We start from the raw sequence: 23,910 nt of genomic DNA, 5'->3' as shown, positions 1-23,910 counted from the left end.
AACCATGCACGAAAATGATTTTCAAATATTGAAGCACGCCATCGAAAACATGATGCCTGCTAACAAAATACTCGGTTTAAAAATAGTTGAGATTACAGCAGGCTCGGTTCATATTCATGTTCCATTCAAAGAAGAGTTTATTGGTGATTTTATACAAGGCCGCTGGCATGGAGGTATTCTGGCCGCCATTGCCGATACTGCCGGAGGAGTGGCCGGGGCAACGGCTTTACATTCACCCAATGACAGGCTGAACACCATTGATATGCGCATTGATTATTTACATGCAGCCGTTAAGGCGGATGTACAAGCAAAAGCACGAATAATTAAACAAGGGAAGACAATCATTAAGGTTGATGTAGAATTGTTTCAGCCCGATAATAAAGAACCGGTCGCCCTCGCAAGATGTGTGTATAGCGCATTAAGGAGTGAATCTTAACATGAGCCGCTCAAATTTATGCAAAAATCAGCTTGTTTGAGCTAAACTCCCCAACCGAAAGAATTCTTAAAAGAGTGGGTTTAAAAAAAATGTATATCTTTGCACTCGACCAAAAAACTAATTTGGTCGATAAATAGTTTGGGAAGAAACAATGGAAACAACAATGGACATTAAAGACGATGTAAGTGAGGTCATCCTAAATTCCGCTAAAACCATCTTTGCCAGATATGGTTTTAAGAAAACCACAATGGATGAAATAGCTCATGCTTCAAGAAAAGGCAAAAGTTCCATCTATCATTACTTCAAAAGCAAAGAAGATATTTTCAAGGCAATCGTTGAAAAGGAATCGGATGTGTTAAGTGCTGCCATAGCAAAAGCAATCAATGCAGAAACTACCTCTGAAAAAAAAATACGGGCTTATGTTTTAACAAGAATGAAAGTTATTAACAAATTAACCAATCTATACAGTGCTTTAAAAGATGAATATCTGGAGCATTACAGTTTCATTGAAAATGTCAGAGTGAAGTATGACACCGAAGAGGTTAACACCATCAAAGGAATATTGAAGACGGGTGTTGAAGAAGGTGATTTTAAAATAGAAGACATCAACCTCACCGCCTTTGCCCTGGTCACAGCACTGAAGGGTTTAGAATATCCTTTATTCATTAAAAACAATTATGCAAAAACAGAAAATCGGTTTGAAGGATTGCTGAACGTGCTTTTTTATGGAATCATAGCGAGGTAATTTTTTTTTAACCCATTATCGACCAAAAAACTAAAATAGTCTAATTGTAATTAATAGAACTAACAATGAATATGAAAGTCAATAAACTGCACATCGCTCTTTGGTTTTCCGTTATCCTGGCCGGATGCTCGTCAGGAGAGAATACATCATCGGAAAGTGCGAAGCACATTTCCCTTAATGTTAAAACAGAAGAAGTAATTCAATTTAAAGGAAGCCATACAGTTGGGTATTCCGGGGTTGTGGTGCCAAAGAAAAATACACCACTCAGTTTCTCGGTGCCGGGAACCGTTTCGAAAATAGCAGTAGAAGAAGGACAGCAGGTAAACAAAGGCCAGTTGCTGGCACAACTAAATCCATCGACTATGGAGAACACCTACCAGATGGCATTTCAAAAATTACAACAGGCACAGGATGCGTATAACCGGTTAATGCCGATGCATGAAAATGGTACCCTGTCTGAAATAAAATGGGTGGAGGTAGAAACAGGATTAAGTCAGGCAAAATCGGCTACAGCCATTGCAAAAAAAGGACTTGACGATACAAAACTATATGCTTTTACAGCGGGTGTGATAGGTAAAAAATCGATTCAGGAGGGAGAGAATGTATTTCCAAATATTACAGTTTTTGAATTATTCGACATCAGTAAAGTATATGTAAAAATTCCCGTACCAGAAGATGAGATCAGTTCGTTCAAAAAGGGAGATCAGGCCATCATTACTGTTGGAGCTATCTCTAAAACAATCACCGGTATTGTAAGAGAAATTGGTGTTTCGGCTGATATATTTTCACACTCCTATCCGGTAAGACTTGAAGTTGACAATTCTGATTTAGCCATTAAGCCGGGTATGGTTTGTACAGTCAACTTTGCAACCCAAAACAAGGCGACCGGTGTTCTTATCTCTAACAAAGCAATGCAGCAGGATTTACAAGGGACGCAGTTTGTATATGTGATAGAAAATAACACGGCTCAAAAGCGAGCGGTGAAAACCATTGCTTTAATCGACCAAAAAATTCTGGTCAGCGGAAATTTGAAAGAAGGTGATAAAATCATTGTGGCAGGGCAAGACAAACTTCGCCAGGGCTCACAGGTAAACATTATAAAATAGCATCATGACGACACATAAGTTTAATGTCATAGAATTGGCTATGAGGTATAAGCAAATAGCCATTACCATAACAAGTCTGTTGGTGTTGTTTGGTATATTTTCTCTTTGGGTAATGCCCCGAAATGAATTTCCTGAGTTCATCATTCGACAGGGATTGATCATCGGTGTATTTCCGGGGGCTACTTCCGAACAGGTGGAAGACCAATTAGCCACCAAAGTGGAAAGTTTTCTTTACGGTTTTAAAGAAGTAAACCGGGAGAAAACGTATTCCATATCCAGAGAAGGAATGTTGGTTGTGTTTGTGGAAGTAAACAACAACGTAAAAGACCCTGATGGCTTTTGGGATAAAATAAAATTCGGCCTCAGCGAATTAAAATTACAGTTGCCACCGCAGGTACTTGCGCTGATTGCCAACAATGATTTTGGCGATACAGCCGCTTTGCTACTTACCATACAATCAGAAAGCAAAACCTATAAAGAGCTGGAGAAAGAATTGAAAATTATCGAAACGGAATTGCGAAAAATAAAGGCCGTTTCTAAAGTAAAACACTACGGAATTCAACAGGAACAGATAGCCATTTATCTGGATAATGCTAAACTGGCTTATTACGGTGTGCGTCCTATTACGGTGCTTGCCGCCATGCAATTGGAGGGTGCTGTGTATTACGGTGGCGAACTCAATAATTCAGAATTGATTACACCGATACATATTCCAGCAAATTTCAAATCGGAAGAAGACATTAAAAACCAAATCGTGTATGCCGATCCTGCTGGTAACATCATCCGGATGAAAGATATTGCTACTGTAGTTAGAAAATATAAGGAACCTGACTCTTTCATAAAAAACAATGGGGCAAAAAGCTTGCTGGTGTCATTGGAAATGCAACCTGGCAACAACATTGTTGATTTTGGGAAACAGGTGGATCAATCCCTCGCTTCCATCCGGACTAAAATTTCTTCTGATGTAAATCTGGATAAGATTGCTGATATGCCAACAGCCGTAGATCGTTCCATTATTCATTTCCTGAAAGAATTTTTCATTGCTATTATCGCTGTGATCATCGTTACGATGTTGTTATTGCCTTTACGGGTAGCTGCGGTTGCCGGCGTAACGATCCCCATTACCATTTTTATAACCGTAGGCATTTTATATTTATTAGGTGTTGAACTACACACCGTTTCGCTTGCAGGATTAATCGTTGTATTAGGCATGGTGGTGGATAATGCCATTGTTGTTATTGATAGTCATGTAGAAAAATTAGATCATGGCGAAACGCCCTGGGATGCTGCCTGGAAAAGTGCGACAGAACTTTTTGTTCCGGTATTTTCTGCTACCCTTGCCATTATCGCTACCTATGTTCCTTTGGTATTTTTCTTATCTGGAATGACCGGTGATTTTGTTGGTTCTCTGCCTGTTACCATTGGTGTGGCCTTGTTTACGTCTATGCTGGTGGCCTACTTTCTGGTTCCTTACATGAGCTATGTATTTATCAAAAAAGGAGTCAGGAAAGGAGAAGCGGAAGAAGCAAAAGCCGATAAGAAGTCACTACTCGATTGGGTGCAACAGTTTTATAATAGCACACTCGAAAGTGCCTTCAGAGGACCAAAGCTGACCATGCTGGTAGGCTTACTCTCCATTTTATTAGGCGGAGCAATCATGGCACTGTTGCCACGACAGTTATTTCCAAAAGTGGAGAGGAATCAGTTTGCCGTAGAAATTTATCTACCGGAAGGATACACACTTGCCCAAACAGTTGCTGTTGCCGATAGTATGGAGGTATTGCTCATGAGTGATAGTCGGGTGGTTAATGTAGCCTCCTTCATGGGTACCAGCTCACCACGTTTCCACACTACCTACGCACCTAATTTCCCATCAAAAAATTATGCGCAGTTGGTAGTCAATACCATAACAGCCGACGATGCCGTGGCAATATTGGATGAATATGAAGCAAAACGCAATATTTTTCCAAATGCCTATGTGCGCATGAAACAATTGGATATGCTGAGCACAACCGCTCCGATTGAAGTACGGATTTCCGGTAACAACATTGATTCCATAAAAGCCATCGCTGAAAATGTAAAAAGTATAATGCAACAAAACGATGCTGTTATATGGGCGCGTACGGATTATCTTAATAAAAGGCAGGGTGTGCGTGTAGATGTGAATGATGAACTCGCCAACCGGTTAGGGTTGACCCGAGGACTAATCGCCTCTTCAATAGCATCTGGTTTCTCTGGGATACCTATAGGTACAGTTTGGGAAGGAGATTATCCGGTAGATGTGAAGGTCATTAATCCAATCGATAAAAGAGATGGTTTTGATGATATCGAAAATCAAAATGTAACATCCCTGTTTTTGAGTGCCACAGTTCCTGTGCGACAGGTAACTACCATAACCACCGACTGGAGCGAAGGGCAAATTATCCGCAGGAACGGTGTACGAACTATTACGGTGCGAGCGGATGTAAAAAGAGGGGTGCTACCTTATAAAATATTAGCTGAACTAAAGCCGGAACTCAAAAAAATAAAAACAGGTTCCGATGTTCAACTCACGTATGGCGGTGAGGAGGAAAGTGAATTGGAAAATTATACACCGCTGAGCAAAGCCATGCTGGCAGGCGTAATGTTGATTTATTTTATTTTGCTTTTCCAGTTTAAGCGATCGAGATTAGTCTTTTTAGTGATGCTGACCATGCCTTTAAGTTTTCTGGGTGCGGCTATGGGTTTAGTACTTACCGGTTATCCTTTTGGGCTTACCTCCTTCCTCGGAATAATGAGCCTTATGGGTATCGTCGTGCGCAATGGCATTATCCTGATTGATTATGCTGAAGAGCTCCGCAACAAGAACGGAATGTTATTGGCGGAAGCAGCGGTGGCTGCCGGTAAGCGTAGAATGCGCCCCATATTTCTCACTTCTTTTGCGGCTGCCGTTGGCGTGGTGCCGATGATTGTAAGTGGCTCATCTCTTTGGGGGCCTTTAGGTGCTGTAGTTTGCTTTGGACTGCTGATATCCATGATACTTACCTTGTATGTGCTGCCTGTGATGTATCATCAATCACTTAAGAAATCAATTGCTTAAAATTCTTTAGAATGAAAAAGATAATTATCATAGCTGCCACTTTATTTCTCATAACAGAAGGATACAGCCAGACAACGCTGAGCCTACAAGAAAGTAAAGACTTGGCGATTAAAAATAATGTACACATTAAAAACAGTGCATTGGAAATGGAGATGGCTCAGGAGGTAAAGAAAAATGCTTTTACCAACTACTTTCCTAAAGTAAGTGCAACAGCATTTGCTATGCGTGCGATGGACCCCATCATTAAATTCAATATGCCGGGAGGAAATTTGCCGGTATATGACGGCAATCCGGCTAACCTCGCAACGGCAACAGAGTTTGCTTATTTTCCAGGTTTAAACCTCCAGCTTTTAGATAGAGCAACGGTTGGATTACTCAATATAACCCAACCCATTTTTGTTGGTGGAAAAATCAGCAACGGAAATAAACTCGCCCAATTGGGAGTTGACGTAAAAGAGAAGCAACAACAATTAAGTTTAAATGAAACGCTATTAAAAACAGAACAACAATACTGGCAGATTGTAGTGCTTCAGGAAAAAGAAAAGACCATCGCACAATATGAAGCGTTGTTAAACGATGTAAGCAAGCAAGTAAAGGATGCCTTCAAATCAGGGTTAATTATTAAAAACGATGCGTTGAAAGTACAGATAAAGCAAAGTGAACTTAGAACCAATAAAAGCAAACTGCAAAGCGGCAAGCAGTTAGCGATTAGGCAGTTCTGTCAAACCATCGGTATAGTGTATGACTCAGCGCTGGTATTGCAGGAAGATTTGCAAAACATACAATTGCCAAACACTTATTACACCGATATCGAAGCTGCATTACCAAACCGGGCAGAATATCAGTTGTTGCAGCAATCGGTAAAAGCAGAGCAGTTACAAACTAAAATGAAAAGGGGCGATTATATGCCTCAGTTAGCTGTAGGTGCTGCTGGTTATTCCTTCAACAGCTATTACGAAGGAACTAATACTACTACCAATGGTTTGGTTTATGGCACAGTGTCTATACCCATTTCCGATTGGTGGGGAGGCTCGCACGCCATCAAGGAACATAAAATCAAGGAACAAATTGCCGAGAACACTTTCAATGATACCAAAGGTTTATTAAAGCTTCAGATGGAAAAAGCCTGGACTGATGTAAACGAATCTTATCGTCAAATTATAATGATGGAAGAAACTGTAAAGCAAACCGATGAGAATCTGAAAGTAATGCAGACCAGTTATAACAGTGGTGTTGTCACCCTTTCGGACTTACTGGAAGCACAAGCACTGCAAACAGAAACTGCTGATAAATTGATTGAAGCCAAAACTCAATATCAACTGGCAATATCAACCTATTTACAAGTTACCGGTACCAGTAGAGAGGTTAAGAACATGCGTTAAAGCAATGCTATTTGTACTCAAAAGTAGAAATGGCTAACCATCTGGATTAAATGATAGAATAGAAATTAATGAATGAATTTTAAAAGATGAAAAGGAAAGTATCATTAGTATTATCAAGTGGCGGCTCAAGAGGGCTGGCTCATATTGGTGCTATTAATGAATTGGAGAAACAAGGGTTTGAAATATCCTCTATTTCGGGATCTTCTATAGGCGCTGTTATTGGCGGACTCCACGCGATGGGTAAATTACCCGAATACACCGATTGGGTAAAAACAATAAACCGACAGGTAATCTGGGGACTTTTGGATTTTGCTTTGTCAACCTCCGGGTTACTGAAAGGGGATAAAGTATTTGACAAAATGAAAACAATTATCCCCGACATGAACATTGAGGAGATGCGTATTCCTTTTGCGGCTGTAGCTACTGATCTGCTGAACGAACGCGAAATGATTTTTAAATCGGGTAGTTTTTATGAGGCCATTCGGGCATCGGTAGCAATTCCAACCGTTTTTATACCGGTTATGTATAAGAACTTATTGCTGGTAGACGGGGGGGTGTTAAATCCGGTTCCCATTGAGTATGTAGAACGTAAACAGGATTACATTCTTGTTGTGGTAAATCTATACGGAGATAAAAAAAATGAATTAAACAAAAATGTTTTGCCAAATAACAATTCGAACGATAACCAGCTTAATGGCCTCATGAAAAATATGGCCAAACTGGTTTCATCAGGAGATAAAGGAAGTTTAGGTTATTATTCTATGTTAACCACAACCACTGCTGCTATGATACATAAAATTGCCAGGCAGCATATTGAAAGGTACAAACCGGATATCTTAATCAATATCCCTAATGATTCGGCCAATACCTTCGACTTTCATAAAGCAGATGAACTGATAAAAATAGGGGAAATGGTTGCCAGTGAACAAATAACAAAGTATAGAATATTATAATTATTAAGAGATGGGAAGCTATTCTAAACTCCGTAAAATTATTCATGTTTTTCATCTCTATGGGATCAATTTATTGGGAAAAAGAAAATATGACAACTTCTATCAAGACCTAAAAATGGATAAGGTTTTTGTATTAGGGCTAATCTTCGAGTTGGAACTTGTTACCAAAAATCAACTTAATGATGAAGATGCGTATTCAGCCCAGGTTCCAGCTTATATTATAGAAAAATTGATTAAATAATTAAAACACATTGACATGAGTGCACAAAAGAAATACAAAATGTATGAAAATCCGATAATGGAATTTCTATCGATCGAGTGTGTAATCTTAACTCTGTCTAAAGCTTTGAATTTTAAGATAGAGCAGTATGAAAGAACAAGAATCAGCATTCAAGAAAAAAGTATTAAAACAGTTTTTATCAGGTGACAACCTGTTCCGAAAGGACGGAGCCTTAGCGCCGATACTCAAAGAGTTTTTGGAAGAGGCGCTCCACGCAGAGATGGAAGAGCATCTTCGGGATGAAGAAAATGGTTGGTCATCGGGCAACAAGCGAAACGGCACGGGCAACAAGATTGTCAAGAGTAACCTGGGAGAAGTAACGATCGAGACCCCACAGGACCGAAAAAGTGGCTTTGAGCCTAAAATAGTGAAAAAAAGGCAGCGCATATTAGCCGACAGTCTGGAAGACCAGATCCGCCCTGTATGGCATGGGAGGCAGTATGTGGGATATATCAGCCCATATCCGGGAGATGTATATACAGAGGTCTCCACCGAAGTGATCAGCGGGATTACAGACCGGGTGGTCCCAAAGGTGAAAGAATGGCAGAGCCGTCCTTTAGAGGATGTATATTGTATCGTATGGCTTGATGCGATGCACTTCAAGGTGCGGGAAGATGGTAAGGTGAGGCATAAGGCCCTGTACAATGTTTTGGGTATCAACAAATAAGGGAAGAAAGAGCTGTTGGGCATGTTTCTTTCTGAAAGTGAGGGGGCCAACTTCTGGCTCCAGGTCCTAAGTGACCTGCAGCACCGTGGGGTAAAGGATATCCTGATCGCCTGTACAGATAACCTGACGGGATTCCCTGAAGCAATCCATTCTATTTTCCCTAAGGCTGAGGTACAGCTCTGTATCGTCCACCAGATCCGCAACAGCCTGAAGTATGTAGCTAGTAAGGAGCAGAAGGAGCTTGCCGCTGACCTGAAACTTATCTATGGGGCAGATACCAAAGACGGGGCAGAGTCTGCCCTGTTGGACCTGGAAGAAAAGTGGGGGAAGAAATACCCTGTGGTGGTCCGTTCATGGAACAGCAACTGGGAACGTCTTAGTGCCTATTTTGCCTATACCAAACCCAACAGAAAGATCATTTATACCACCAACGCGGTTGAAGGCTATCACCGGCAGGTTAGGAAAGTCACCAAAATAAAAGGGGCTTTCACAAGTGATATGGCACTGCTGAAACTGGTGTATCTTGCTGCAAAGAGGATCGAACGGAAATGGACGGCCCCTATCCATAACTGGGGGTTGACAGTCCAACAGTTTGCCATTAGATTTGAGGGGAGGTTAGTTTTGGACGCGGAATAAAATAATTATTTAGTTCCCTTCTCTTGGGTTACCCCAAGAGAAGGGAAGGACAGAGTTCGGCTAACACTCCCCTCCCACATTGTATAAACGTAATTAGGGCTGAAGTGCTTGATTAGCCTTTTTCTACAAATTAATTTTTTACATGTGCGTGTCTTTGTTCAAAAAACCGTATTAAAATCAAGCAAAACGTAAAGTCTTTCATAAGAAACAAAGCCATCCTTTCAGGTGGCTTTAATTGTGCAAAAAGGAGTAACCTTTTCCTAAATCCCATAATGCTTAGCAACCGCCGTCAGAATCATATCTCTCATTGAAGCCTTGGTTTCCCTACCTATCTCATATTTTAACTTATCGAACATATCAGTTGGAATCCGGAGTGAGTAGATTTTCACATCTTCTGTGTCAAACTCTTTGCTTGATGATTTTTCTTTTTGTTGTATCTCAGATTCAGGGTTGATCAGCATTCCGAGACCTCTTTGTTTTGCGCCAAGGTTTTTGTTTCCCTTGCTAGGATCGTTCAGTTTCTTCGCCATATTTTTATCAGTTTAACTTGCTTAAAATTTCATCGACCAGCAGTTCATAATCCTTAGCTCCGTTCGAGTCTGGTGCATAGTCAAATATGCTTTGTCCCTGCAGCTGTGCTTCGGCCAATGCTACGTTGATTCGGATTTTGGTGTCGAACACTTTATCCTGGAGATCCTCGGTGAGTTTCTCCACAATGGTTTTGGTCAGGATTCGGTTTGGGTTGATTTGGGTAATAAACACTCCACCGATTTCCAATTTATCGTTTAGGTTGTCCCGGACTTCTTTCACTATGCCCAAAAGCCGGTCCACTCCTTTGTAAGCAAAGTACTCTCCTTGTAATGGTAGCAAAATGGTGTCACTCGCTACCATGGCATTGACGGTCAATAACCCAACCGAAGGAGGGCAGTCAATGATGATGTAGTCGTATTCTGAGCGGATAGGCTTTAGGAGTTTATGGAGGATTTGCTCTCTTCCAATTTTGGATACAATCTCCATTTCAGCTCCCAACAGATCGATGGAGGAGGGAACCAAGTCCAGGTTTTCGGAGACATTAAGGATCGGTAACTTTTTATTCTCCCGAATGGAATCATAAACAGATAATTCAGGATCACCTTTTCCCAGTCCCTCAGTCAGGTTTGCTTGGGAATCGATATCCAACAACAAAACTTTGAAACCTTTTTTGGCAAGCCCAGCACCGATGTTTATGGAGGAGGTGGTTTTACCAGTTCCTCCCTTGTGATTCATGATGGAGATTGTTTTCATGGCTCTTTGGTTTTAACTAAAGATATGAAAACATTTTTCCATAAAAAAGTATTTATATAAATATGTATTTACTTTTGATTAATTCTGGTTTCCAAGTTCTCGATGATCAGGTTCTTTGATCGCACCAATTCACTGTATGAGTTATTCTCAGCAGCTAGGCGTTTCACTTCATTTTGAAGTCTTTCGATTTCTGCTTGGAGCCGGTCAAAAAAGTTTTGCTCGCTCCCTAGTTTGTCCGAGTCCATTTCACTATCCTCGATGGTGGTAATAAACATTTCTCCCTCACCCGTAGCTAACCAACTTAGGTTGATGTTATGTTCTCGCTTTAGGAGGATCTTAATCTTTCCAGAAACGTTGTTCTTGCCTCGTTCTATGTCTGAATATCCTGCCTGAGTCAAGCCCAAAGAAGCCCCGAAATCTGCTTGGGTTTCTTTTAAGAATTTCCGGATGATTTTTAGGCGTTGATTTTCAGTCATTTATGAGTGATTCTTATTTTTAAACGATAAATTTTTTTAATAATATAGCAAAACCATATATTTTTAAAAATAGATATATTCAAAAGGAATTATCCGTTGGTCTTTTCGGATTGTTCGATTGGGATGATCTTCCAGACCTTTTCATTAGTTGATATCTTAAGTTCAGAGCCTAAATCAAGAAAGTGTTATCTGTGAAATTGAATATAGTCCTTTTTCTGTTTTGCAGATCATAACTTGATCCTCTAAGGCAAATATATACATACAAATGTATTTTGTGAGGCAATTATTGGTTTTCTGAATATATACATATCTGTATATCTATATATAGATATGTACAGATATAGGAATATTTCGATGTCTTTTTTCAAGTGATAAAAGCATCATTCTGGTTTTGAAAAATGGGCTTGATTTAATCTCAGGCCATGAATTTTAGCACCTTTTTTTCCTCGCGGGAAAGTGGTGGGTTTGAGGAATGTTGAAGAAATATCTTTGCTTTTTTCAGCATGTAAAATTGAAAGAGCGTGTTGAGGAACCTTTTGCGTGTTCCTTGCAAGTTGTGTATTTGTGACACAAATTCTGCCGAATTTTTCTCCCAAACACGCACTTGCCATTCCGATGTTTCTTTGCTGAATCATTCAAAATGGAGGGATTTAACCTCGCAACTCGGTAAAATTTAAATTGACTGAACCATGAGAAAATTCATTGAACAGGATCGAGAAAAAGTCATTACTATTTTAGTGAATTCTTTTGAAGGCAATAAATCGGTTGATTTTGTGGTTGGTAATTCGGCCACTTCCAGGAGAATTTTGATGGAGTACAGTTTGGCAAACTGTCTGGAAAACGGAGAGGTGTATATCTCCGAAAGTGGAAAATCATGCGTCTTGATCAAGTATTCTAACCGAAAGCGAAAGTCTTTTAATCTATGGATTTGGGACTTAAAACTGGCTCTCCAGGGAATTGGAATTTCAAAAATTTCGAAGGTGCTCAAAAGGGAATCAAGCATCGAAAGGGTCCAACCAAATGAGCCATTTCTTTACGTTTGGTTTATCGGTGTAGAGCCAGAGAACCAAGGTAAAGGAGAAGGATCTATGCTTCTCAAATCTGTACTCGAGTTGGCGAAGAAAAAGAACCTACCTGTCTGCCTGGAAACTTCCACCGAGCGAAATTTCAGATGGTATGAGAATTTCGGATTCTCAGTTTATGCATCTTCCGATGAATTTGGTTTTCCATTTTACTTCTACAAAAAGGATTTGCTATGACAGTGTTTGGAACTGACATGCATCTGGCGACATTTATTTTTGTCGTGTGCGAGGTGCTATTTTTTGTTTCTCAGTTGGTTTTATATCTCCAAAATCCTGCTGAAAAGAATCGACAATACTATTTGATCCTTTTGGGATTGTTGATCATCTACAATATTGCAGGTGGCTTGTTCCCAGATCCAGAGCTCCCTATTTCATTGAATCTTCAGATCAACTTGGCTTATGGAACCGGGTTTGTAATGGGAGCATATTTTCCATACTATTTTTATCGGGTTTTCGAACTGGATGATTTGAGGTGGAATGCGCGAATTGGGGTCTGGATATTCTTAATAGCTCCATTCCTGCTTTTCTTTTGTATTGGGCTTCCATTACTGGGTGATCTTCCCGCAACCATTTGGTATGGATTGGCGATCCCTTTGGTTTATGCGATTTATCTGATCGTGATCATTTTTCTGAGTATTAGAAAGAAATTTGAGGGGTCTCAAAATTCACTGGAAGCAATTTTGACTTATTCTGCGGCGGTGCCTTGGGTATTGCTGCCAGTTTTTAGCTATGTCGATGCTTCCCAATTTGTGGAAGTAATTTGCACAAATGGTGGCTTTATCATCATTACTTTTTTGTTTATCCGAAAGATGATCTTCGAAAACAGAAAGGTATTTGCAAAAATCAATGATACCGACCAGAGGCCACCGATTGATCCCAGTACTTTTTTCGGCCAACGATGTGCTGAATTGGGCTTTACCAAGCGAGAGTGCGAAGTGGTTGAGAAAGTAGCCCAAGGACTTACTAGCAAAGAAATCGCAGAAGTACTTTTTATTTCAGAAAGAACAGTCAACAAACACCTTCAGACGATTTTTAAAAAGGCGGACAGCAAAAACCGAGTTGAGCTGATCAACGCCCTAAACTCCTATTCATAAAACAGATTTTAAGGGACGAACCCATTGATTAAGCATATCTGCGTATAGGCGATTTTCTATACGCAGATATGCCTATTTATCGCATTTACGCAGTTCTAGGTATTTTTTTTCGCCTAGAGAATCCAATTCTTTACCCCCATCAACATGTAGCCATGAAGGAGAAAAGAGAAAATCTCTCTTGGGTATCTGTCAGGTTAAAGCCGGATGTTTTTACCCGATTGAAGGAGGAAAGTAGGTCCCTTGGTGTGTCTTTGAGTCACTTGATCAGAATGAAGCTTAGCTCTGAAACGATCAAGATCATTGACACCAAGGGAATCCTAAATGCAATTGATAAGGTGGTTGCCGAACAGGCTAGGGTTAACAATAATATCAACCAGTTGGCCAAGCATGCCAATACGTATCGAGACAAAATTTCCCCGGAGATTTTTCTGAATCACACCAAACAGATGGCCAAGCATCTTGAGCATAGGGACTTCATGAACAAGTTTTTGAAACAGATTTATCAGGCAATCAAATGAGAGTTAAAATCCTTTCCAGCGCAAGTTCATTTAATGGGGTGACCTACAACACGAACAAAACCCAAAATGAAAAGGGAGAGCTGACTAGGCTCCGGAATTTTGGGTATTTGCAGGACACCAAGGATGTGGGCCCAAATGAGGTAAAAAATTTCCTGATAGCTCATTCGAATAGAAATACCCTAGTCAAGGACAAGCAGTTTCATGCCATGATCAGCTGCAAAGGAAGGGAGTATTCCAAAGAAGAGCTGACGGATATTGCCCATGAGTGGATTGATAAAATGGGCTATGGAGATAATCCCTTCTTGATCGTTTTTCACAAAGACACTGCAAATAACCACGTCCACATTGTGTCGTCGAGGATCGACCGACAAGGCAAAAAGATCAGTGATTCTTTTGAAAAGCTCAGGGCACAGGAAGCACTCAATGAGATAATGAGACTCAATCCCAAGCATGAAGCAGTGAAGGCTGCGGATAGTTTGATGGAGTTTCGCTTCAGTACCAAAGCCCAAGGATTCCTGTTTCTGGAAAATTTGGGATTCAAAGTGCGGGAAAAGGGCGAGCAGATCGAATTGATCAAGTACGGTTCAGTGAAAGGTCAGATTCCTGTTTCAGCATTTAACCAAAAGCTTCAGTCCTATCAGTTGGATAAGGATCGAGCCAAACAGCTGAAAGCGATTTTGGATAGATATTCCAAGGTCTACCAAACTAAGCTCACTTGTCTATTTGAACCTAAACCCGGCGGTAAAAAAGGAAACCAAACCGGGTATCGATCGGATCTAGGTGATTTTATACGGGATAAATTTGGGGTTCAGCTCGTATTCCATGGCAAAGATGGAAAAAGGCCTTATGGTTATTCCCTGATTGACCATGCCAATAAGATCATTTTTAAAGGCATTGAAGTATTCCCAATCCAGCGATTTTTTGAACAGGAAGGTGAACGTAAATCCTATCAATCCCAGAAACCGAACAAGGATAAGCCGATCGATTTGATCGAGGCAAAAGTAAGGCTCCAATCTGCTCTCAATGATTTCTCGACAGTTCGGCAAGGCTTGGAACACCACGCTTTGAAGTTGGAGAATAGAGATGGGAATTCTTACCTGAAAACAGCCCAAGGAGATATCGCTGCCAGTGACATTCTTTCTGCCGAGCAGCAGCTGGCATTAAGTCAATACTTCCAAGATAGCGAAGCCCATAGAGCCATACAGAGTCAAGAGATTTTTGACCTGGTTCTTGTACTCCAAATCGCCAATGACATCGATGATGAAGCTGTGCACGGTAGGAAAAGAAGCAAAAAGCGCAAGGGAGACAATGAAATCACTAGATAAAAAGATAGCCATGATCATTCTATTCGCAAACCAAAAAGGTGGAGTGGGAAAAAGTACGCTCGCGGTGCTGTTTTCAAATTTTGCCGTCCAGAAAAGGAAAAGAAAGGTGAAAGTCTTTGATATGGACTTTCAACAGTCACTTTACAACAAGTATCTCAATTCGGACCTCTTAGAAAATGAGAAGTTGTATGAAGTTGAGCTATCGAATATTCCAGGATTCAAGTCTATCCAGAAAAGAGCTGCTCAAGATCCTAAAATTCTCACCGTGATTGATCTTGCTGGGAGAATGGATGACGACAACCTGGTGCCGGTACTCAAGGAGTCTGAATTGATCATCTGCCCTTTTTGCTACGATGAATACAGCGTCACCAGCACGTTTGAATTTTGCTACGTGGTCAAAAAGGTGAATCCTGAAAGCCGGATTATCCTAATCCCCAACAGAGTCAAAACATCAGTCAAATACGAAACCTTGGAGAGCGTCAATCAGGCACTTGGCCAGTTTGGTGAATTGACCTCCCCGGTATCGGATCGGATAGACTTCCAAAGACTCACTACCTCCTACACTCCGGAATCGCTTGTGCCTATCCTGGATCCCATTTTCAACAAATTATTTGATGACCATATAGAAGCAGATTAGCCATGGCAAACGGGGACTACATAAGCAAACTTGTCCAAGGAGTAAGGTCAGAATTGGTATTGCCTGAACCTGAGGTAAAGCCTTTGGTAAAGTCTAAAAGTAATGAGACTGACAAGATCGGAAGCCAAGGAATCCATGAGCTGATAGAGGCCATCAAGAATTTTGAAGTAAACGGAGATTCCAAAAGGCTGATTCGGATGGACGCTCGAACGGAGGAAGTACTGAAGCTAATCAGTCCCACTTTTGGAGTGGACGTGACCTCCTTCGTGAATTTCCTGTGCTGGGACTTTCTGGAAAATAATCCAGAACTGGTCAATGAAATCAAACAATCCATACAAAAACTATAGCCATGAGCTGGACAGACTTCTTTCTATACCTATCCCTTTTCTATGTGGTGTACTATGCGGTAAATGTCGTCTTCGATGTTTTGCGCAAACCACAACTTTCAGAAGTGTCGGCAGGGAATGCCTACACATTCCAGACGGACCTCAATGAGTTTGATGAAAGTCCAACGGTGATTGAGGATAATGACCCGGTGCCTGATCCTGTGAAGCCCAAGACAGAATCTGCTTCCCAGACGGAAGTATGGGTCAACAGCGAGGAGGATTCAGAAGATATCGAATTTGAAATCAATGATCCCAGCCCAGTCAAATCTACAGGAGGGGTGACTACGCTCAATTCCCTCTTTGTACTCGCCAAGGAAGGCAGTATTGAAATGAAAAAGAAAGTCGTGTTCTCATGAAGCTCCTTCATCGGCTATTCCTATGTGCTCTCCTTTCCCTCTTATTCTTTTTGTCGGGATCGGAGACTTATGGCCAATCCCCTCCGGGAGTTTCAAAATTTCAGGAGGTCGAGACCGATATGAAAAGTTTCTATGTCGCTATTTCCAGACTCTCATTTGTCGTGGGCGCAGTCTCAGGATTGCTTGGCGGTCTTCGGGTTTACAACAACTGGCAAATGGGAAGACATCAGATCGATGTTCAGGTCATCAGTTGGTTCGGAGCCTGCCTATTCTTGGCCACTATTGGCTTTTTTCTCAGCGGACTGTATGCTGTCCCACTGATTTGACACCCCAAAAAAAGCAAAATCAACAGTCAATATTTTCTCACTTAAACTATAAACACCATGTTCAACAGAACCAAAAAAATGATCTCAAGCGCATTGTTTGTGATGCTTGCAACTACAGCCGCCAGAGCCCAAGGTGTTCAGGGAATTGTCGCAGCAGAATCGTCTCTACTCGCCTATGTGGATCCCGTAGCCAGTCTCTGTCTTGTTATTGGGGCGGTAGTAGGGCTGATAGGAGGCGTAAGAGTTTACATCAAATGGAATTCCGGTGATCAAGACATCAATAAAGAATTGATGGGATGGGGCGGCTCCTGCCTGTTTTTGGTCTTGGTCAGTGTGATCATCAAAGCGTTTTTCGGTGTCTGATGGCTAAGCAATTTCCGATATATAAGGGGCTTCAGAAGCCTCTTATATATCGGGGCTTTCAGGGAAAATACATCGGATGGGGAGTCGCTTCTTTAGTTATCGCGGTCGTCTCAGGAGGATTAATCGGAAGCTTAACCAGTATGGTTTTAGGTGGGGTGATTACCCTATCAGTCATGACTACCGGACTTTTCATCACCTCTCAGCAACAGAAAAAAGGCCTGCATAGCAAAACAAGGTATAAAGGGGTATTTCAGATCGCTACATCCTTAAAATCAAAGTAATCATGTTTGGGAAAAAAAGGAATGAATTTAAGCTTCCCTATCTGGGGATTGAAGATCAGATCCATGGTTTTCATTGTCTATTCAATCTGAAGGGTGACTATGGTGTCATCCTTGGATTGGACAATCCTGTCCTGCAATATTCAGCGGATTCTTCCAAGTACGATTCCTTTCATCAGCTATACACCAACCTGATCAAAATACTTGGTGAAGGGCATCTGATCCAAAAGCAGGACATTTTTTCCAGAAAGACCTACAGCGAAAAATCCTCAAAAGAATACCTACAGCAAAAGTATGATGACCATTTCCAGGGGCGGCCCTATACTTCAATGAAGACATTTTTGGTGATTACCAAACGGGTAAAAGGCAGATACAGTCAAAAGTCAGTAATGGACTTTATTCAGACACTGGGAAAGGTGACCGACCTTTTTGAACGTGCAGGAATCAAGACAGAGGCACTCTCAAGAATTGAGACTGACCGATATGTGAAACGGATTCTCAGCATGAACTTCCACGAGGAAAAGATTGTGCTGGACAACCTGCTTGCTGAAGAAAGCCAAGTGGAAAGCGGAGAAAGAGCTTTTCGGTCGATCACTTTGGTAGATACCGACAAAGTAGAACTACCGGAAAAGGTGACCACCCATTTGGAGCGTAACGATAAGGATAGCCTCAAAGGGTTTCCTGTTGATAATATGGCCTTCCTTTTCGATGTCCCTAATTTCCAAACCATAGTTTATAACCAGGTCATTGAAATTATTGAGCAGAGATCAACGCTTACCAAGCTTGAATTGAAGCGAAAGCGGCATTCCGGGATACCCGATCCAGCCAATAATATCTGTGTGGAAGATATCGACAGGCTATTGGAAGACGTGGCCAGACATAACCAGCTTTTGGTCAATTGCCACTTCAATGTGGTTGTTTCTGCCAAGAAGGAGCACATCCAAGGAGCTTGTAATTATGTGGAATCCTCCCTTTTCCAACAGGGCATTGTGGCCAATAAAAATTCCTATAACCAACTGGAGCTTTTCAGGACACTGCTTCCCTGCAATACCGCTGAGTTGAAAGTTTACGATTACTTCCTGACCACATCGGATGCTGCATTATGTTTTTTCTTGAAGGAGTCACTGAACAAGGATGAGATAAGTGGATTCCAAATCCGATTTACGGATCGACAGGGAATCCCTTTGAAGATTGATCCCGCTGATTTGCCGATGCAAACCAATCGGATCAACAATCGAAACAAGTTTGTACTGGGGCCTTCCGGTTCGGGGAAATCATTCTTTATGAATGCCCTGATCGAGCAGTATTGCATGTGGAATAAGCGGCCCAATCCTAAGTGGCTGATGGATGTAGTCATTGTCGATACCGGCCACTCGTATTCCGGACTTTGCCAATACTACCAAGGGAAATACATCACTTACACCGAGGAAAAGCCAATAACCACCAACCCTTTTTCCATTACTGAAGAAGAGTACAACATCGAGAAGAAAGACTATCTCCTGACCCTGATTTCCCTCTTGTGGAAGACAGCGGAAGGAACAGTCTCTCAGGTTGAAGCCGATGTTATTTCCAATACGATCTCGGCCTACTATTCCTCTTTTTTCTCCAAGGAAAGCACTATCGATCGGCTTTGCTTCAACAGCTTTTATGAATTCGCCCTGGAGAAAATCCCAGAAATCAAAGAGCGTGAAAGCATTGGATTTGAACTTGAAGAATTCCGCTTTGTACTCAAGAAGTTTTACAAGGGAGGTGAGTTTGAAAACCTACTCAATGAGGAAGTTGACCAGTCCTTGTTTACCGAATCTTTTGTGGTTTTTGAAATTGACAGCATCAAAGAGCACAAGGTGCTTTTCCCGATTGTGACACTCATTATCATGGATGTTTTCATCCAGAAAATGAGGTTCCGAACCAAATACCGGAAGGCACTCATCATCGAAGAAGCTTGGAAGGCCATAGCCTCCCCGCTCATGGCAGGCTACATTCTATACCTCTATAAAACAGTCCGAAAATTCTGGGGGGAAGCCATAGTGGTAACCCAAGAGCTGGGAGATATCATCGGAAATGCGGTAGTCAAAGACAGTATTATCAATAATTCGGATACGATCTGTCTTTTGGATCAGACAAAATTCAAAGACAATTATTCTCAAATCGCCTCCCTGCTTTCCATCAATGAAAATGAAAGGAAAAAGATCTTCACGATCAATCAGCTGGATAATCATGAGGGCAGGGGAAGATTCAAGGAAGTATATATCCGAAGAGGATCTGCCGGTGAGGTGTATGGGGTGGAAGTTTCCTTGTACCAATACCTGACCTATACCACGGAAAAGCCAGAAAAATCAGCCATCGAAATCTATATCCAAGCCTTTAGAGGGTACCAAATGGGACTGGACGCTTTTGTCGAGGATTTTAAGGCTTCTGAGCTTTCACTCCATGAGTTTTTTGGAGAGGTCAACAAGCAAGGGGCCCCGGTAAGAGAAACACTAACTGCCACTTTTTAACCATTACAAAGATGAAAAGCTTGAACATACTGGTATTTCTGATCCTCTCGGGATCTGCCTTAGGGCAAACTATCTATGTGGATCCAGCGGTAGCAGGAGCAACGGCGGCACATTCTGCGGTCATCAATTCTCAGCTGAATGCCACTAATGAACGATTGACTTTGATTGAACGGGGACAGCTGGCGATTACCGGAAACCTGACCATTGTCAATACGATGCAGGACAAAATCTACAAGGGACTTTCTGAGGTCAGTTCGATTTTGACCAACCTTTCCAATGTGCAGGAAATCGCTCGAATAGCCACCGGGATTTCAAGTGACCTTAGCCAGGTGATGGACTTAGCCGGAGAGAATCCCGCTTTACTCCTGTTTGCCGAACGGAATGCTACCCTATTTCAGCAAAGGGCAACTTCTTTGGCCTTGGAGGTCAGTTCATTTGTGTTGAAGGGAGGAGAAAACAATCTCATGGATGCAGGTGAGCGGTCAAAACTGATCAATCAGATTTTGACTGAGATGGTCATCCTGCGATCCTACTCTTATGGCATGTATCGAGCCATGTATTTTGCTCAGATGAAAGGATTTGTGAGGGCTCTAAATCCTTTTCAAGGGTACATCAACGTAGATATCCAGCTTGCGCAGGATATAGCCAGAAAAGCCAAAACCCTCCAACCATGAAATCTTTTTGGCTTTTACCCTTCGTTTTTTTGGCAACCCTTGGGATGAGTTTTGCTCAAACCAATGTGGCCCTTCTCCACCAGCTAGTCGAGGAATCCAAGTCTGAATATAACCTTCAAAAAGAGGCAAAAGGAAATCAGGGAAGGAACTCGGTCAACGAGGAGGTCAATACCAATTTGGTCAAGTCTGTAAAGGAGAAATACCGAGCCGTCCAGGACCGATTTGCCAAACTCTCCATTGTCATCGATGCTTTTGGAATTGGTGCTGCGGCTGAGCCCTTGGTCAATTCCATTATTGATAACCAGCAGCAAATCGTTTTCTACTGTAGCCAAAATCCGGAATTAGTACTTTTTGCGGTAGAGTCGGAACGGGTTTTCGTCGAAAGATCCTATTCACTTTTGAATTATCTCTTTGGCCTTTCGGCAAGTATCGGAGTGGTCAACCAGATGAAAGTTTCGGAAAGAAGAATCCTTTTCCAACATATTCTGGACGAGCTGAGGGAGATCAACGGACTTTCCTACACCGTTTCCAAATCACTTCAGCACTATCTCGAAAGGAAGAGAGGAATCAATCCTTACCTACAGTATGTAGCAACGGAAATGGCCTTGGTAGAAGAAATCATTCAAAACGCCAAAACCCTAATCCGATGAAAAATCTCCTTTTTCTTTTCATGTGTTTCGTGGCTGTTGAATCTTATCCCCAGACCGTGGTATTTGACAAAGAGCATTTTTCGATAGTCAATGCCAACGCTGCTGTACGAAATGTCAGTGAAATAGGGTATCACCAAACTTTGGATATCATCAGGCAAAACACTGATGATATCATTCTCAATTCATCCAGCCTGGCACTGGTTCAAACCATGATTGTCAACTCCCTCACCCAAATCAATGAAGGGTTCAAGGATGCAATACAGGTAAGGATGATAGCTGAGACTGTCTTGGATATCAGTTCCATTTCCGCAGAGGCATTCCAGTTGGCTGGCGATAATCCCATCCTTTTTCTTTTTGTCGAAGAGTACACGGGCCAGGCAAAAACCAGAAGTCTCAACCTGGCTACGGAAGTTTCATCACTTATTCTCAAAGAGGGCGATAATCTACTGATGAATTACAATGTCCGGGACGAGCTTCTTGATTCGGTACAGGAGGAATTACAGGTAATTCTTGCTTTGGTACTAGCTGCAAAAAACAGCATCTACTGGGCCAAGACCAATGGGATAATCCGATCCCTCAATCCTTACCAAGCCTATATCAATCGTGATTTAGGATTGATCAATGAAATCATCATCAAACAGAAAATCCTTACCCGATGAAGCCGACTCTCTCATTTTTGATCCTTTTTTCTGTTTGTATTCACAGCTACGGACAGACTCCAATCCATGATAAAGCGATTGTCGCTCAGCAGGAACGGATGGTCTATAAGCAGTGGGATGAGGATAAATTCTATCCTGAACCCAATAGACTGCTCGGAATCCCAACGAATCCGATTTGGTATATCACCTGGGGCTTGCACCCCAATTACCCGGATCTGGACCGAAGGCCATTATCTCCAAGGGGAGAACAGACTCAAAGGCTGGGATTGGCAGCGGCCATGCAGATTTCTTCTAACTACTACAAGCAGCACTCAGATACGGTCAAAAACTTGGCAACGGCTGAAATGGCTCGCATTTCAGGAGCTTTTTCAGCGACAGATCCTCTTTATCAATTCTACTATAAGCGAGAGCTCAGGCCTCTGGAAAATCCTGAAGCCACTGCTTTTCAGGGTGTTCCTGCGGAAGTAATCCATTACATGACTGATCATGGGGCTTACCAATGGTACTTAAACAACATGGCTTCGCTTTCGGAGCGATATGAATTTGCAAAGAGCCTGGATATGGAAAGAGGACAACGGATTCTGATGTATCACAGAATCATGCTTGAAATGAGAGATATCCTTAAAAAGTGGCAATACAAGCTGGACATGTCTTCCAATATGCTTGCCTTCCGAAAGCTGAACCAGCGGAAAATCAGCGGAGAGATTACCCTTTCAAATCCAAAAAGCGAGGAGGATAGAGCCAAGAAAATTGCTAACCAAACCCAAGTCCTAAAATGCCCATGAGAAAGGCTCATCACGCATGGTTATGGCTATCTAGGGCATTCCATGTGGCCATTGAAAATCAATTAATAATCACATGAAATGAAGAAGCTGATCACAGGACTATCTATTCTCCTTGGCTTGTCAATCCCCGGATTTGCTCAATCGGCCAACCATGACCAGTACAAGGAGACCATAAGCTATTTGCAGGGAAACAGCATTTACGACAGGGGAGTGATGACCTTCTTTGAAGAAATGAGGGATTATGGCTTTGCTCATTCCGACCCTTTCATGAGAGATGCTCAGACCTTGGCCTGTATTTTCATGCTGATTTTTTTTAGTCTCAAATGCTACGAAATGATGGCAGGGGATAAGAAGCTTGAAATTATGCCCCTTTTAAGACCTTTTGCGTTGGTGATTCTTTTGATGTGGTGGCCAATTTTCTGCCAGATCATAGCTTTTCCTACCGATTTGATCGCTGCCAAAACAGAAGCGCTTTTCGGGATCCAAAATGACACCAATAATGCTTTGCGACTTGACCGGGCGGCCTACATGATCGAGATGGCCGATCAGCTGGTGGAATATCAGGCAGTGACCGAGATGGCATCGGAACAGGCGCAAGAATCCGATAAAGATTTGGGGATGGTGATTGTGGATGGGGTAAAAGGATTTTTCTCCGATCAGATTCTAGCTCCTATTGTCCAAATGAGGATTAGGATGCAAACCAGCCTTCAACTGCTCGCTACCCAAATCATCGAATTGGTGGCCATATGGATTCTAAGGGTTTGCGTCTATATCATTTTCATGTTGCAGATCATCTATTCGACGGTGTTGGTGATACTTGGGCCATTTTCAGTGGTGGTGAGTATTCTTCCAGCCTTTCGGGATGCGTTCACTACCTGGATAGCAAGGTTTGTCTCCGTCAACCTTTATGTAGGAGTGGCATATTTGATTCTCTACATAACAGGAAGGCTCCAACAATATGCTTTGGAGGTAGAGATTGACAAGTACGAGTATTTGCTTTCAACCGGTGGTGGAGCAGATCGGCTTGAAAAAATGGCTTGGCTGGCATCCAATGGCTTTTTGAGTTTCGGGCTGGTGATTGTAGCATTTTTTGTCAGCGCAATTGCCATCACTACCGTGCCCTCGATTTCCACTTGGATCATTTCCACTTCAGGAATTTCCTCAGCAGCAACCACCGCCGGAAGGATGGGATCTTCCGCTTCAAAATCAATTTCAAGAGCTAAACTAATCTAACC

Annotated in this window: 27 protein-coding genes and 1 pseudogene; 24 read left to right on the top strand and 4 right to left on the bottom strand. The window is 41.9% G+C overall.

The window, feature by feature from the left end:
• Positions 1-4: 4 nt before the first annotated feature.
• The 8 genes and pseudogenes from GYM62_RS15140 to GYM62_RS15105 all read left to right on the top strand — a co-directional run bounded on the left by GYM62_RS15140 (position 5) and on the right by GYM62_RS15105 (position 9,284).
• Positions 5-436: a PaaI family thioesterase gene (locus GYM62_RS15140; RefSeq protein WP_014773261.1), complete on the top strand. Its 432-nt coding sequence runs from the start codon at positions 5-7 to the stop codon at positions 434-436.
• 151 nt (positions 437-587) lie between these two features.
• The gene (locus GYM62_RS15135) at positions 588-1,181 is read left to right on the top strand and encodes a TetR/AcrR family transcriptional regulator (RefSeq protein WP_200820542.1); all 594 of its coding nucleotides are present in this window, start codon (positions 588-590) and stop codon (positions 1,179-1,181) included.
• A gap of 71 nt (positions 1,182-1,252) precedes the next feature.
• Entirely contained in the window at positions 1,253-2,287 is a 1,035-nt protein-coding gene (locus GYM62_RS15130; RefSeq protein WP_103923946.1) for an efflux RND transporter periplasmic adaptor subunit, read from the top strand.
• A 4-nt stretch (positions 2,288-2,291) separates the two neighbouring features.
• A complete protein-coding gene (locus GYM62_RS15125) occupies positions 2,292-5,366 on the top strand; it encodes an efflux RND transporter permease subunit (protein WP_014773264.1) in 3,075 nt (1,024 codons plus the stop codon).
• A gap of 11 nt (positions 5,367-5,377) precedes the next feature.
• Positions 5,378-6,748 carry a TolC family protein gene (locus GYM62_RS15120; protein WP_014773265.1) on the top strand — a complete coding sequence of 457 codons (1,371 nt, stop codon included), beginning with the start codon at positions 5,378-5,380 and terminating at the stop codon, positions 6,746-6,748.
• An 86-nt stretch (positions 6,749-6,834) separates the two neighbouring features.
• Entirely contained in the window at positions 6,835-7,701 is an 867-nt protein-coding gene (locus tag GYM62_RS15115; protein WP_014773266.1) for a patatin-like phospholipase family protein, read from the top strand.
• A 10-nt stretch (positions 7,702-7,711) separates the two neighbouring features.
• A complete protein-coding gene (locus tag GYM62_RS15110; protein ID WP_184496415.1) occupies positions 7,712-7,942 on the top strand; it encodes an acyl carrier protein in 231 nt (76 codons plus the stop codon).
• Positions 7,943-8,069: 127 nt separating this feature from the next.
• Positions 8,070-9,284, top strand: a pseudogene (locus tag GYM62_RS15105) (IS256 family transposase).
• A 260-nt stretch (positions 9,285-9,544) separates the two neighbouring features.
• Here GYM62_RS15105 and GYM62_RS15100 read toward each other — a convergent pair.
• From GYM62_RS15100 to GYM62_RS15085, 4 genes are all read right to left on the bottom strand, one after another.
• Complete coding sequence (locus GYM62_RS15100; RefSeq protein ID WP_014773269.1) at positions 9,545-9,814, bottom strand: hypothetical protein; 270 nt, start codon at positions 9,812-9,814, stop codon at positions 9,545-9,547.
• Between the two features lie 7 nt (positions 9,815-9,821).
• Positions 9,822-10,568, bottom strand: coding sequence for a ParA family protein (locus tag GYM62_RS15095; RefSeq protein WP_103923800.1), 747 nt, complete (start codon positions 10,566-10,568; stop codon positions 9,822-9,824).
• Positions 10,569-10,636: 68 nt separating this feature from the next.
• Positions 10,637-11,044 (bottom strand): helix-turn-helix domain-containing protein, encoded by a 408-nt coding sequence (locus GYM62_RS15090; protein ID WP_103923801.1) that lies wholly within the window; start codon positions 11,042-11,044, stop codon positions 10,637-10,639.
• A gap of 380 nt (positions 11,045-11,424) precedes the next feature.
• The gene (locus GYM62_RS15085) at positions 11,425-11,679 is read right to left on the bottom strand and encodes a hypothetical protein (RefSeq protein WP_219957032.1); all 255 of its coding nucleotides are present in this window, start codon (positions 11,677-11,679) and stop codon (positions 11,425-11,427) included.
• Positions 11,680-11,733: 54 nt separating this feature from the next.
• On the opposite strand from GYM62_RS15085, the gene GYM62_RS15080 reads away from it, so the two are divergent.
• The 16 genes from GYM62_RS15080 to GYM62_RS15005 all read left to right on the top strand — a co-directional run bounded on the left by GYM62_RS15080 (position 11,734) and on the right by GYM62_RS15005 (position 23,908).
• Positions 11,734-12,303 (top strand): GNAT family N-acetyltransferase, encoded by a 570-nt coding sequence (locus tag GYM62_RS15080; RefSeq protein WP_103923802.1) that lies wholly within the window; start codon positions 11,734-11,736, stop codon positions 12,301-12,303.
• Positions 12,300-13,220 carry a helix-turn-helix transcriptional regulator gene (locus GYM62_RS21125; RefSeq protein WP_103923803.1) on the top strand — a complete coding sequence of 307 codons (921 nt, stop codon included), beginning with the start codon at positions 12,300-12,302 and terminating at the stop codon, positions 13,218-13,220. The genes GYM62_RS15080 and GYM62_RS21125 overlap by 4 nt, the downstream gene beginning before the upstream one ends.
• Before the next feature lie 152 nt (positions 13,221-13,372).
• Positions 13,373-13,738 (top strand): plasmid mobilization relaxosome protein MobC, encoded by a 366-nt coding sequence (locus GYM62_RS15070; protein WP_103923804.1) that lies wholly within the window; start codon positions 13,373-13,375, stop codon positions 13,736-13,738.
• Complete coding sequence (locus GYM62_RS15065) at positions 13,735-15,063, top strand: relaxase/mobilization nuclease domain-containing protein (protein WP_219957031.1); 1,329 nt, start codon at positions 13,735-13,737, stop codon at positions 15,061-15,063. Before GYM62_RS15070 ends, GYM62_RS15065 begins: the two co-directional genes overlap by 4 nt.
• Positions 15,047-15,700, top strand: coding sequence for a ParA family protein (locus GYM62_RS15060; protein ID WP_246388494.1), 654 nt, complete (start codon positions 15,047-15,049; stop codon positions 15,698-15,700). Before GYM62_RS15065 ends, GYM62_RS15060 begins: the two co-directional genes overlap by 17 nt.
• A gap of 2 nt (positions 15,701-15,702) precedes the next feature.
• Complete coding sequence (locus GYM62_RS15055) at positions 15,703-16,047, top strand: hypothetical protein (protein WP_103923806.1); 345 nt, start codon at positions 15,703-15,705, stop codon at positions 16,045-16,047.
• Between the two features lie 2 nt (positions 16,048-16,049).
• The gene (locus GYM62_RS15050) at positions 16,050-16,442 is read left to right on the top strand and encodes a hypothetical protein (protein WP_103923807.1); all 393 of its coding nucleotides are present in this window, start codon (positions 16,050-16,052) and stop codon (positions 16,440-16,442) included.
• Positions 16,439-16,768 (top strand): DUF4134 family protein, encoded by a 330-nt coding sequence (locus tag GYM62_RS15045; protein WP_103923808.1) that lies wholly within the window; start codon positions 16,439-16,441, stop codon positions 16,766-16,768. The genes GYM62_RS15050 and GYM62_RS15045 overlap by 4 nt, the downstream gene beginning before the upstream one ends.
• 57 nt (positions 16,769-16,825) lie before the next feature.
• Complete coding sequence (locus tag GYM62_RS15040) at positions 16,826-17,131, top strand: DUF4134 domain-containing protein (protein ID WP_103923809.1); 306 nt, start codon at positions 16,826-16,828, stop codon at positions 17,129-17,131.
• Positions 17,131-17,412 carry a DUF4133 domain-containing protein gene (locus GYM62_RS15035; protein WP_077353341.1) on the top strand — a complete coding sequence of 94 codons (282 nt, stop codon included), beginning with the start codon at positions 17,131-17,133 and terminating at the stop codon, positions 17,410-17,412. Before GYM62_RS15040 ends, GYM62_RS15035 begins: the two co-directional genes overlap by 1 nt.
• Positions 17,413-17,414: 2 nt before the next feature.
• Positions 17,415-19,907, top strand: coding sequence for a TraG family conjugative transposon ATPase (locus tag GYM62_RS15030; protein WP_103923810.1), 2,493 nt, complete (start codon positions 17,415-17,417; stop codon positions 19,905-19,907).
• An 11-nt stretch (positions 19,908-19,918) separates the two neighbouring features.
• Entirely contained in the window at positions 19,919-20,581 is a 663-nt protein-coding gene (locus GYM62_RS15025; protein ID WP_103923811.1) for a hypothetical protein, read from the top strand.
• The gene (locus tag GYM62_RS15020) at positions 20,578-21,231 is read left to right on the top strand and encodes a hypothetical protein (protein WP_103923812.1); all 654 of its coding nucleotides are present in this window, start codon (positions 20,578-20,580) and stop codon (positions 21,229-21,231) included. Before GYM62_RS15025 ends, GYM62_RS15020 begins: the two co-directional genes overlap by 4 nt.
• Positions 21,228-21,890 carry a hypothetical protein gene (locus tag GYM62_RS15015; protein WP_103923813.1) on the top strand — a complete coding sequence of 221 codons (663 nt, stop codon included), beginning with the start codon at positions 21,228-21,230 and terminating at the stop codon, positions 21,888-21,890. The genes GYM62_RS15020 and GYM62_RS15015 overlap by 4 nt, the downstream gene beginning before the upstream one ends.
• Complete coding sequence (locus tag GYM62_RS15010; protein ID WP_103923814.1) at positions 21,887-22,675, top strand: hypothetical protein; 789 nt, start codon at positions 21,887-21,889, stop codon at positions 22,673-22,675. The genes GYM62_RS15015 and GYM62_RS15010 overlap by 4 nt, the downstream gene beginning before the upstream one ends.
• A gap of 78 nt (positions 22,676-22,753) precedes the next feature.
• The gene (locus GYM62_RS15005; RefSeq protein WP_103923815.1) at positions 22,754-23,908 is read left to right on the top strand and encodes a plasmid transfer protein; all 1,155 of its coding nucleotides are present in this window, start codon (positions 22,754-22,756) and stop codon (positions 23,906-23,908) included.
• Positions 23,909-23,910: the final 2 nt, after the last annotated feature.

The organism is Algoriphagus sp. NBT04N3, from assembly GCF_019443765.1.
GTDB classification, from domain to species: domain Bacteria; phylum Bacteroidota; class Bacteroidia; order Cytophagales; family Cyclobacteriaceae; genus Algoriphagus; species Algoriphagus ornithinivorans.
Note: the sequence above shows the minus strand (reverse complement) of the source record. Positions and strands in the feature narration are given on the sequence as shown.

Bases quoted from the DNA above. Each gene is read 5' to 3' on its own strand.
- GYM62_RS15050 (WP_103923807.1), top strand. From the start codon at position 16,050: ATGAGCTGGACAGACTTCTTTCTATACCTATCCCTTTTCTATGTGGTG.
- GYM62_RS15060 (WP_246388494.1), top strand. From the start codon at position 15,047: ATGAAATCACTAGATAAAAAGATAGCCATGATCATTCTATTCGCAAAC.
- GYM62_RS21125 (WP_103923803.1), top strand. From the start codon at position 12,300: ATGACAGTGTTTGGAACTGACATGCATCTGGCGACATTTATTTTTGTC.
- GYM62_RS15120 (WP_014773265.1), top strand. From the start codon at position 5,378: ATGAAAAAGATAATTATCATAGCTGCCACTTTATTTCTCATAACAGAA.
- GYM62_RS15095 (WP_103923800.1), bottom strand. From the start codon at position 10,568: ATGAAAACAATCTCCATCATGAATCACAAGGGAGGAACTGGTAAAACC.
- GYM62_RS15100 (WP_014773269.1), bottom strand. From the start codon at position 9,814: ATGGCGAAGAAACTGAACGATCCTAGCAAGGGAAACAAAAACCTTGGC.
- GYM62_RS15085 (WP_219957032.1), bottom strand. From the start codon at position 11,679: ATGATTCAGCAAAGAAACATCGGAATGGCAAGTGCGTGTTTGGGAGAA.
- GYM62_RS15140 (WP_014773261.1), top strand. From the start codon at position 5: ATGCACGAAAATGATTTTCAAATATTGAAGCACGCCATCGAAAACATG.
- GYM62_RS15005 (WP_103923815.1), top strand. From the start codon at position 22,754: ATGAAGAAGCTGATCACAGGACTATCTATTCTCCTTGGCTTGTCAATC.
- GYM62_RS15070 (WP_103923804.1), top strand. From the start codon at position 13,373: ATGAAGGAGAAAAGAGAAAATCTCTCTTGGGTATCTGTCAGGTTAAAG.
- GYM62_RS15010 (WP_103923814.1), top strand. From the start codon at position 21,887: ATGAAGCCGACTCTCTCATTTTTGATCCTTTTTTCTGTTTGTATTCAC.
- GYM62_RS15065 (WP_219957031.1), top strand. From the start codon at position 13,735: ATGAGAGTTAAAATCCTTTCCAGCGCAAGTTCATTTAATGGGGTGACC.
- GYM62_RS15135 (WP_200820542.1), top strand. From the start codon at position 588: ATGGAAACAACAATGGACATTAAAGACGATGTAAGTGAGGTCATCCTA.
- GYM62_RS15030 (WP_103923810.1), top strand. From the start codon at position 17,415: ATGTTTGGGAAAAAAAGGAATGAATTTAAGCTTCCCTATCTGGGGATT.
- GYM62_RS15080 (WP_103923802.1), top strand. From the start codon at position 11,734: ATGAGAAAATTCATTGAACAGGATCGAGAAAAAGTCATTACTATTTTA.
- GYM62_RS15115 (WP_014773266.1), top strand. From the start codon at position 6,835: ATGAAAAGGAAAGTATCATTAGTATTATCAAGTGGCGGCTCAAGAGGG.
- GYM62_RS15025 (WP_103923811.1), top strand. From the start codon at position 19,919: ATGAAAAGCTTGAACATACTGGTATTTCTGATCCTCTCGGGATCTGCC.
- GYM62_RS15045 (WP_103923808.1), top strand. From the start codon at position 16,439: ATGAAGCTCCTTCATCGGCTATTCCTATGTGCTCTCCTTTCCCTCTTA.
- GYM62_RS15055 (WP_103923806.1), top strand. From the start codon at position 15,703: ATGGCAAACGGGGACTACATAAGCAAACTTGTCCAAGGAGTAAGGTCA.
- GYM62_RS15125 (WP_014773264.1), top strand. From the start codon at position 2,292: ATGACGACACATAAGTTTAATGTCATAGAATTGGCTATGAGGTATAAG.
- GYM62_RS15040 (WP_103923809.1), top strand. From the start codon at position 16,826: ATGTTCAACAGAACCAAAAAAATGATCTCAAGCGCATTGTTTGTGATG.
- GYM62_RS15110 (WP_184496415.1), top strand. From the start codon at position 7,712: ATGGGAAGCTATTCTAAACTCCGTAAAATTATTCATGTTTTTCATCTC.
- GYM62_RS15015 (WP_103923813.1), top strand. From the start codon at position 21,228: ATGAAAAATCTCCTTTTTCTTTTCATGTGTTTCGTGGCTGTTGAATCT.
- GYM62_RS15035 (WP_077353341.1), top strand. From the start codon at position 17,131: ATGGCTAAGCAATTTCCGATATATAAGGGGCTTCAGAAGCCTCTTATA.
- GYM62_RS15090 (WP_103923801.1), bottom strand. From the start codon at position 11,044: ATGACTGAAAATCAACGCCTAAAAATCATCCGGAAATTCTTAAAAGAA.
- GYM62_RS15020 (WP_103923812.1), top strand. From the start codon at position 20,578: ATGAAATCTTTTTGGCTTTTACCCTTCGTTTTTTTGGCAACCCTTGGG.
- GYM62_RS15130 (WP_103923946.1), top strand. From the start codon at position 1,253: ATGAAAGTCAATAAACTGCACATCGCTCTTTGGTTTTCCGTTATCCTG.